Annotated in this window: 8 protein-coding genes; 3 read left to right on the forward strand and 5 right to left on the reverse strand. The window is 66.7% G+C overall.

The genetic code is table 11. The features are described from left to right. Both HKK72_RS34030 and HKK72_RS34035 read right to left on the reverse strand, forming a co-directional pair. Positions 1–1,346: sugar ABC transporter ATP-binding protein (locus HKK72_RS34030; protein WP_187238530.1), on the reverse strand; the 1,346-nt coding region annotated here is incomplete at its 3' end. Further along, a complete protein-coding gene (locus HKK72_RS34035; protein ID WP_187238531.1) occupies positions 1,343–2,311 on the reverse strand; it encodes a sugar ABC transporter substrate-binding protein in 969 nt (322 codons plus the stop codon). The genes HKK72_RS34030 and HKK72_RS34035, both read right to left, overlap by 4 nt. 159 nt (positions 2,312–2,470) lie before the next feature. Between HKK72_RS34035 and HKK72_RS34040 the strand changes: the two genes are divergently transcribed. Continuing rightward, positions 2,471–3,133, forward strand: coding sequence for a TetR/AcrR family transcriptional regulator (locus HKK72_RS34040; protein WP_187238532.1), 663 nt, complete (start codon positions 2,471–2,473; stop codon positions 3,131–3,133). A gap of 333 nt (positions 3,134–3,466) precedes the next feature. Here the strand turns inward: HKK72_RS34040 and HKK72_RS40290 are convergent, their stop codons facing one another. The 3 genes from HKK72_RS40290 to HKK72_RS34055 form a co-directional block, all read right to left on the reverse strand. Further along, on the reverse strand, positions 3,467–3,772 hold the full coding sequence (locus HKK72_RS40290) for a hypothetical protein (protein WP_222721483.1): 306 nt from the start codon (positions 3,770–3,772) through the stop codon (positions 3,467–3,469). A gap of 123 nt (positions 3,773–3,895) precedes the next feature. Continuing rightward, the gene (locus HKK72_RS34050) at positions 3,896–5,647 is read right to left on the reverse strand and encodes a carboxylesterase/lipase family protein (protein ID WP_315987590.1); all 1,752 of its coding nucleotides are present in this window, start codon (positions 5,645–5,647) and stop codon (positions 3,896–3,898) included. A 103-nt stretch (positions 5,648–5,750) separates the two neighbouring features. Then, complete coding sequence (locus HKK72_RS34055) at positions 5,751–5,930, reverse strand: hypothetical protein (protein WP_187238533.1); 180 nt, start codon at positions 5,928–5,930, stop codon at positions 5,751–5,753. A 423-nt stretch (positions 5,931–6,353) separates the two neighbouring features. On the opposite strand from HKK72_RS34055, the gene HKK72_RS34060 reads away from it, so the two are divergent. Further along, positions 6,354–6,590: a hypothetical protein gene (locus HKK72_RS34060; RefSeq protein ID WP_187238534.1), complete on the forward strand. Its 237-nt coding sequence runs from the start codon at positions 6,354–6,356 to the stop codon at positions 6,588–6,590. Beyond that, a partial coding sequence (locus HKK72_RS34065; protein ID WP_222721485.1) for a hypothetical protein occupies positions 6,587–6,791 on the forward strand: 205 nt, incomplete at its 3' end. The genes HKK72_RS34060 and HKK72_RS34065, both read left to right, overlap by 4 nt.

Genomic DNA, 6,791 nt, shown 5'->3' on the forward strand with positions numbered 1-6,791 from the left:
AGCAGCCCGTGGATCGCCACCCGTCCGCCGATGTCGACGCCGCGGGTGGGCTCGTCCAGCAGCAGGGCGCGGACGTCCTCGCGTTCCAGGCACCGGCCGACGAAGACCTTCTGCTGGTTGCCGCCGCTCAGGGTCGCCACGCGATGGCCGAGTCGTTGTTCAGGCAGGCCCGACCGTTCGGCGAGCGAGCGGGCGGTGCGGCGTTCCCGCAGCGGGTTCAGGACGCCGCCCCGCCCCAGGCCGGGCAGGCGGGTCGCGACGAGGTTCGACGCGACGGACTTGTCCAGGAACAGGCCCTCGGACTTGCGGTTGTTGGAAACGAAGGCGATGCCGCCGCGCGCGGCGCCGACCGGGTCGCGGAACGGAACCGGCCTGCCGTGCAGCTCGACGGTTCCGGTCGCCTTCGGGTGCAGGCCGGCCAGTGCGCGCAGGACGTCGGACGCGCCGCTGCCGAGTTGTCCTGCCAGCGCGTAGATGACGCCCGCCTGCGCGGTGAGGGTGAAGTCGTCCAGGCGTCCCGGCACGCGCAGGTGCTCGATCCGCAGCGCGTGGGCGAGGTCCTGGGCGGGCTCGCGGACGGCGGCGGGACGGTGGAGCGCCTCCCCGAGCATCCGCACGATCAGCTCGTCCACCGTCAGGTCCTTCGCCGGGGTCGTGGCGACCTCGCGGCCGTCGCGCAGGACGGTCACCGAGTCGCACAGCTCCAGCACCTCCGACAGCCGGTGCGAGACGAAGATGACCGAGCAGCCGGTGGCGGCGACCCGCCGGATCGCCGCGAACACGTGCTCGCTCTCGGCGTCGCTGAGCGTGGCCGTGGGCTCGTCCAGAATCACCAGCCGGGCGTTCTGGCTCAGCGCCTTGGCGATCTCGACGAGCTGCCGGGTGCCGATGCTCAGTGCCGAAAGCTGCTGGTCAGGGCTGATGTGCTCCAGGCCCATGTCGTCCAGGATCCGGCGGCAGCGCGCCGCCGCCTTGCGCCTTCGGTTGACGAAGGGTGCGTCGATGTCGCCGAGGAGAACGTTCTCCAGCACGGTCAGCGCCGGGACGACGCTCAGCTCCTGGTCGACGAGCGCCACGCCCGCGCGCTGGGCTGCCTGGCGGCTGCGCAGCTCGACCTCGTCCCCGCCGATGACGATGCGCCCGGCGTCGGGCGCCAGCTCCCCCGACAGCATCCGCACCACGGTGCTCTTTCCCGCGCCGTTGTGGCCGCACAGGCCGTGGATCTCGCCTGGCCCGACGGTAAAGGAGACGTCCCGGACCGCGGGGACGCCGTTGAACGAGCGGGCCAGTCCCTCGACGCGCACCTCGGTGCCGCCGTGGGACCGCCCGGTTTCCGCTGCGCTCACGCGTGGCTGCACTGCTCGGCGTACTGGGCCACGTTCGCCCCGGTGATCCGCGCCTCCTTGACGATCTCCTGCCGCGGCGGGTTCTTGTCCGTCAGGAACCGGACGACGTAGTCGGCGGTCTGCGCGGCGATCGTGCCGGGATCCTCCGTGGCCGTGCCGTAGAGCTCGCCCGCCCTGACGGAGTCGATACCGGCCTTGAAGCAGTTGCCGCCGGTGACGACCAGTCCGTCCTTGCCGCCGACCGGGAAGCCCGCCTGCTTGGCCGCCTGGATGATCGGCAGGGCCATGTAGTCGGCCATGCCGTACGCGGCCTGCACCCCGTCCTTGCCGTGCTTGGCGAGGAGCTGCCGGGCGATGGTGCCGGAAAGCTGCGGGTCCCAGCTGGCGTCCTGCTCGTCGACGACCTTGTACTGCGGAGCGGTCGCCATCACGCGGTTGAAGCCCTTCATGCGGTCCTGGGTGACGAGCATGGACTTGGTGCCCGCGAGGACGATGACGTTCCCTGAAGTGCGGTCCTGCGCCTTCAGCCCTTCGATGATGTTCTGCGCGGCGAACTCGCCGAGCTTCTCGTTGTCGGAGAGCACCGCCATGACGTCGGCGGCGACCGCCGGATCGGGACGGCCGTCGACGGCGAGCACCGGGATCCCGGCGGTCTTCGCCTTCTTGATCGGCACCACCATCGCCTTGGTGTCGAGCATCGTGGTGACGATCAGATCCGGCTTCTGCGCGACGGCCTGGTTGAACTTCTGGACCTGGGTGCCCGGGTCCATCGTCGTCAGGTCGTTGATCTCGACGCCGGTGGACGCCAGCCGGTCCGCGAACACCTTGTTGTAGTAGGCGCCCCACGGATTGGACTTTCCGTAGCCGACCAGAGCGATCGTCTTGCCTTCGAGCGACTTCCCTGAGGTGCCTGCGGAGCCCGACTGGCCGCCGCACGCGGTGGCCAGCAGGGTTAGCCCGAGCACGCCGGCGGCGAGACCGGCGCCCGAAAGTGACTAAGCGCATAGTCACCAGCTAGGATGACCTGTGTCAAGGCTCACAGCGCCCACGCAATGGCACGGGACCATGCGAGGGAGGGCCGCGTCGGTACCATGCATCAGTCTCGAAGGGGGCGAGCGACGCGGATGGCAAGACGGCAGGCCCGATTCACCCCGCAGGAGATGGCGGCCGATCCGCGCCTGCGGGACCACTCCCCCGAGCTCTGGAGCGCGGAGCTTGCGGAGGTCCCGCGCGGCCTTTTGACATCTGCCGTGCGGTGCTTCGCCGCGAACGGTTTCCACGCCACGACCACACGCGACATCGCCGAGGGCATGGGCCTCAGCCCGGCGGCGCTGTACGTCCACTTCCCGTCGAAGGAACTGGTCCTGTTCGAGATCATCCGGGTCGGCCACGAGCGCGTCCTGGAGTACGTCCGGCACCCGTCCGTCCTGGACGCGGCGGACGCGGCGGACCGGCTCCGCAACATCGTCTCCAGGTACACCACGTGGCATGCCCGCCATCACGTGACGGCCCGGGTCTGCCAGATGGAGCTCACCGGTCTCACCGCCGAGCACTACGACCAGATACTTGAGCTGCGCCATCAGACCAACGATCTCTTCCGCGAGATCGTCGCCCGTTGCGTCGCCGACGAGTCGTTCGCCCAGTCGGACGTCACGCGGGTCACGCGCGCGATGCTGTCACTGTGCATCGACCTCGTCCGCTGGTACCGGCTCGACGGCCCCGACACCCCCGAACAACTCGGCGACTTCTACGCCGGTCTGGCCCTGAAGATGGTCGCCCGAACCTGACGGCTCCGATCAGCGGCCGATGAAGATGTGGCCGGAGCAGAACCACAGGCGGCCGTGCGGCTCGAACATTCAGTTCGGCCAGGCGCGCGGGGCGGCTCCGATGCGGGCCTGCGAATGCCGAAAACCCTATCCGTGCAGGTCACGCGACATGCTGATACTCGTTGCGGATTCCGCCGAGGCGTTGATGTCTTCGTATGTTCAGACGCCCGATCGGGTCGAGCTCGATGATCGGCGGGGGAAGCGGAATGCACAGGCGGACACCAGTGAGCACGATCTTGATTCCCGCGTCAGCCAGAACGGTATCGAACGGTCCGGGGTACTTGCGGTCCCGGATCAACCATCGTGCCCGGCACCCGGCCTCTTCCAGGTCGATGACCAGGTTCTGGCGGCCTGCATGATCCATGACGCGGTCGCGTCTAGGACGCGGATCCGGCGGGTTCGGTGCTCGATTACCGTCCGTACGTACATGCGTGTTCCGGTCAGGGTGACGGTCTCCAGGAAGTCGCAGGCCAGCAGGGCGTCGGCCTGGGAGCGCAGGAAGCCGACCCACGTGCTGGCGACTCGTTCGGGCGCCGGATCGATCCCGGCATCCTGAAGGATCTCCCACACGGTAGAAGCGGCGACCTTCTCGCCCAACACAAGACACACCACATAGACAGCCGAGAGTCGGGCTGGCGGGGCAGACCGCCAGTCCGACTCTCGGCTACCAAGTCTTCGCCGCGAGGCCGAGCCCCGGCCATCGTCAGGCGGCGGAGAGGGCCCTCACCCGTCGGCCATTGACCCGAGATGGATGTGCTGATCGTCCGCGTCGACCACCAGGCTCGCCGGCCACTGGTCCCAGGTGCGGCCGAGTCCGCGGTGCTGCGGTGATCCGGTGTTGATGAAGTTCCGGATGCTGGCGATCATCAGGTCTGACAGCCTGAGTCGTCCGGGCTGGTTCTGCCGGCTGAAGGCGTACGAGAACACGTTGCGCCTAAAGTTGTGGAACACGAAGGGCAGATCGATCGCATGTACAGCGCCGTACACCTGGTCGAACGGCGCGGGCTCCTGGTTCCAGTCGAACCTGTAGTGATAGAGCGATCGGTTCCCGCTGCGAGCCAACGCATTCAGTGAATTCCGGTTGATGCCCGTGAAGATCGACTCGGTCAGCGCCGCGGCGGCGTCGTTCCAGCCACCGGGCTTATCTACCGGGAGGTATTGGTCCTTGAGCAGATCGGAGGTGGTCAGGGTGCCGGGGTTGTCGGGATCGAACCGGTACTGCAGTGTGAACCGGTCGTAGTCACTCGGCTTGTGCGCTCCGATCGAACTGCCGAACAGCTTCCCCTCCTCAAGGGTGTTCCCGGCGAGCACGGGCACATCGCGATCGAGCCCGGACTCGAGCACGGCGTACGGATCCGACGGGATCACCGTGCCATCGGCGATGACCGCCGGCGTTGCGTCGAGTTGGTGCTTGACGAGCACTCGCACCAGGTCGTCGGCGGAGAGCGAACGAAGCAAATCGACACCGCTCATGTCCGAAGACGGGTAGTCGCTCTCCACAGCCTGCATGACGCGGTCAGCGTAAGCCCTGGCGTTGGCCACACTTCGGGTGCTCAGGCCGCCGCTGAGCGGGATTGCCTTGTCGACCATTCCGCGCGCCAATGGGGAGACGAGCAGGGACCAGACATTGACCGCACCCGCCGACTGGCCCATGACGCTGATGTTGTCGGAGTCGCCACCGAACAGTCGGGCATTTTGGTCGACGAACCGGAGCGCTTCGATGAGGTCAAGAGTGCCGAAGTTGCCGGACGTCGACAGCGGGTCACTGTCTCCCAAGCCTTCGGCGCCTAGCCAGCCGAAGATTCCCACCCGGTAGTTCACGGTGACGACCACGGCCTGGGCGCGCTTGGCCAGTTCTCGCCCGTCGTACATCGGATCCGCTGAATAGCCGACGACATTGCTCCCGCCGTGGATGAAGAAGACGACGGGCAGGTCACGCTTCGACGTCGACGGACGGAAGACGTTCAGCGTCAGGCAGTCCTCCTCGCCGACGGGCTGTTGCAGCCCATCGCGCACTGCCAGGTCGTAGAACGGCCCATTCGGGGACGGGCTGAAGAAGCGTCCCGGCTGCGTGCACCCCGGCCCATACTGCTGGGCGCGGCGGACTTCTGCCCAGGACCGGTGGGGCTTCGGTGGCCGCCATCGGAGATCGCCTACCGGCGGCTCGGCATAGGGGATTCCCAGCCACGAGTAGGTCCCGCTCGACCGGCCCTCGTTCCGCCCAGTGATCGGACCCAGCGTCGTTCGGACGAGGGTCGGATCAGGTCCATTCCCAGGATGGACAGCGTCGGCGGATGCACGGGCGAGTGGCACAGCGGTCAGGACCGCAGTCGCAAGAACGATGCCGACGATCGAACAGAGTAGAGACGACGTTGTGCGACGACGCCCGGCCGGGTCGCGGACAATGACGGCCCTGGACGGCATAGCAGGCATGGGCACCGGCTCCTTGATCTCGCGAATGGCACGCGGTGTCATTATTGCCACTAACCTTGCCACTGCGTGCCGCTACTGTGGCATGCATCACTCACGTGGGCAAGAGCCAGATGCTCCCGGCTGGAGCAGCGGACGTCGCCGACCTTCACCGAGCACGGTGCGGCTCCCTGACCGCCGCGGAGAAGCGGATCATCACCGCGATGGCGGAACTCGGCCGGGACGAGGGAAAGGGAGCGATCTGGTCGCCAGTATTAGTGACCGGCTGCTGATGGAATCCGAGCACGACGAGTGCGGACTGATCACCGACGACACGGACTGCTCTCAAGGGCCGTGGATCCGATCACCAGGTGGATTCGTTGGGCGGTTTAACTGCGAGAGCACCACAGCCACCGTTGGCCGACGACCCCGACCCGGCATCAATTCTCACGCAGCCCTCGGGAGGTCTTCCACGTGATGAGACCCAGCGCACTTCTGGTCACGGTCGCCAACGGCCACCACAGGGGCGTCCGCACTATGTCGGCTCGCTGTTGGCTCGGCGGAATCGGTACGGGACGGCAAACTGCGACACGGACCGGCACCGAAACGGGGCTGAACACGGACAGAACGGCACTTCCCGACACCGAAGGCTCCGGATTGATACGCCTTTTAATCCGCTGGGTGTCTGGGGTCGTGGGTTCAAATCCCGCTGTACCGACCGGTAACGAAAACCCGCCGATCTAGGCATAGGCCGAGGTCAGCGGGTTTTTTCGTGATCATGCGGGTGGTTGTCGTTGATCTACACGGCACGGAGCTGGAGACCATCTGGGGACCGCCTAGAGTTCTTGACGCTCAGATGGACGCTGAGAGCGTTCCCGGCATCGACGATGGACTGGGCGTCCGGATGCAGATAGCGCTGTGTCGTCGCCAGCGACCCGTGTCCGGCGATCTTCCGGACGACGTGGACGACGCAGAACACTCGTGGGATGGGTACTGTGCGGTCGCATGAGTTACGACCTCAGGTTTCTATGGAAGAACGACGACCAGTCCTGGGACCAGGCGCTTGAGGCTCTGGAGGAACGGGTTGAGGAAGACGCGGACACCGAATCACCGGACGCGGAAGCGTGGGCGCGCATCCTGGCCGAGGTACAGCAACTTCTGGGCGACGTCGAGTTGCATCAGAATGCGGAGTTCTTTGAACTGGACCATG

It is taken from the genome of Actinomadura sp. HBU206391 (genome assembly GCF_014323665.1).
Taxonomy (GTDB): Bacteria; Actinomycetota; Actinomycetes; order Streptosporangiales; family Streptosporangiaceae; genus Actinomadura_C.

What these genes read in the sequence shown, in the direction of transcription:
- HKK72_RS34040 (WP_187238532.1), top strand. Translation starts at nt 2,471, where the DNA reads ATGGCAAGACGGCAGGCCCGATTCACCCCGCAGGAGATGGCGGCCGAT.
- HKK72_RS34050 (WP_315987590.1), bottom strand. Translation starts at nt 5,647, where the DNA reads ATGACACCGCGTGCCATTCGCGAGATCAAGGAGCCGGTGCCCATGCCT.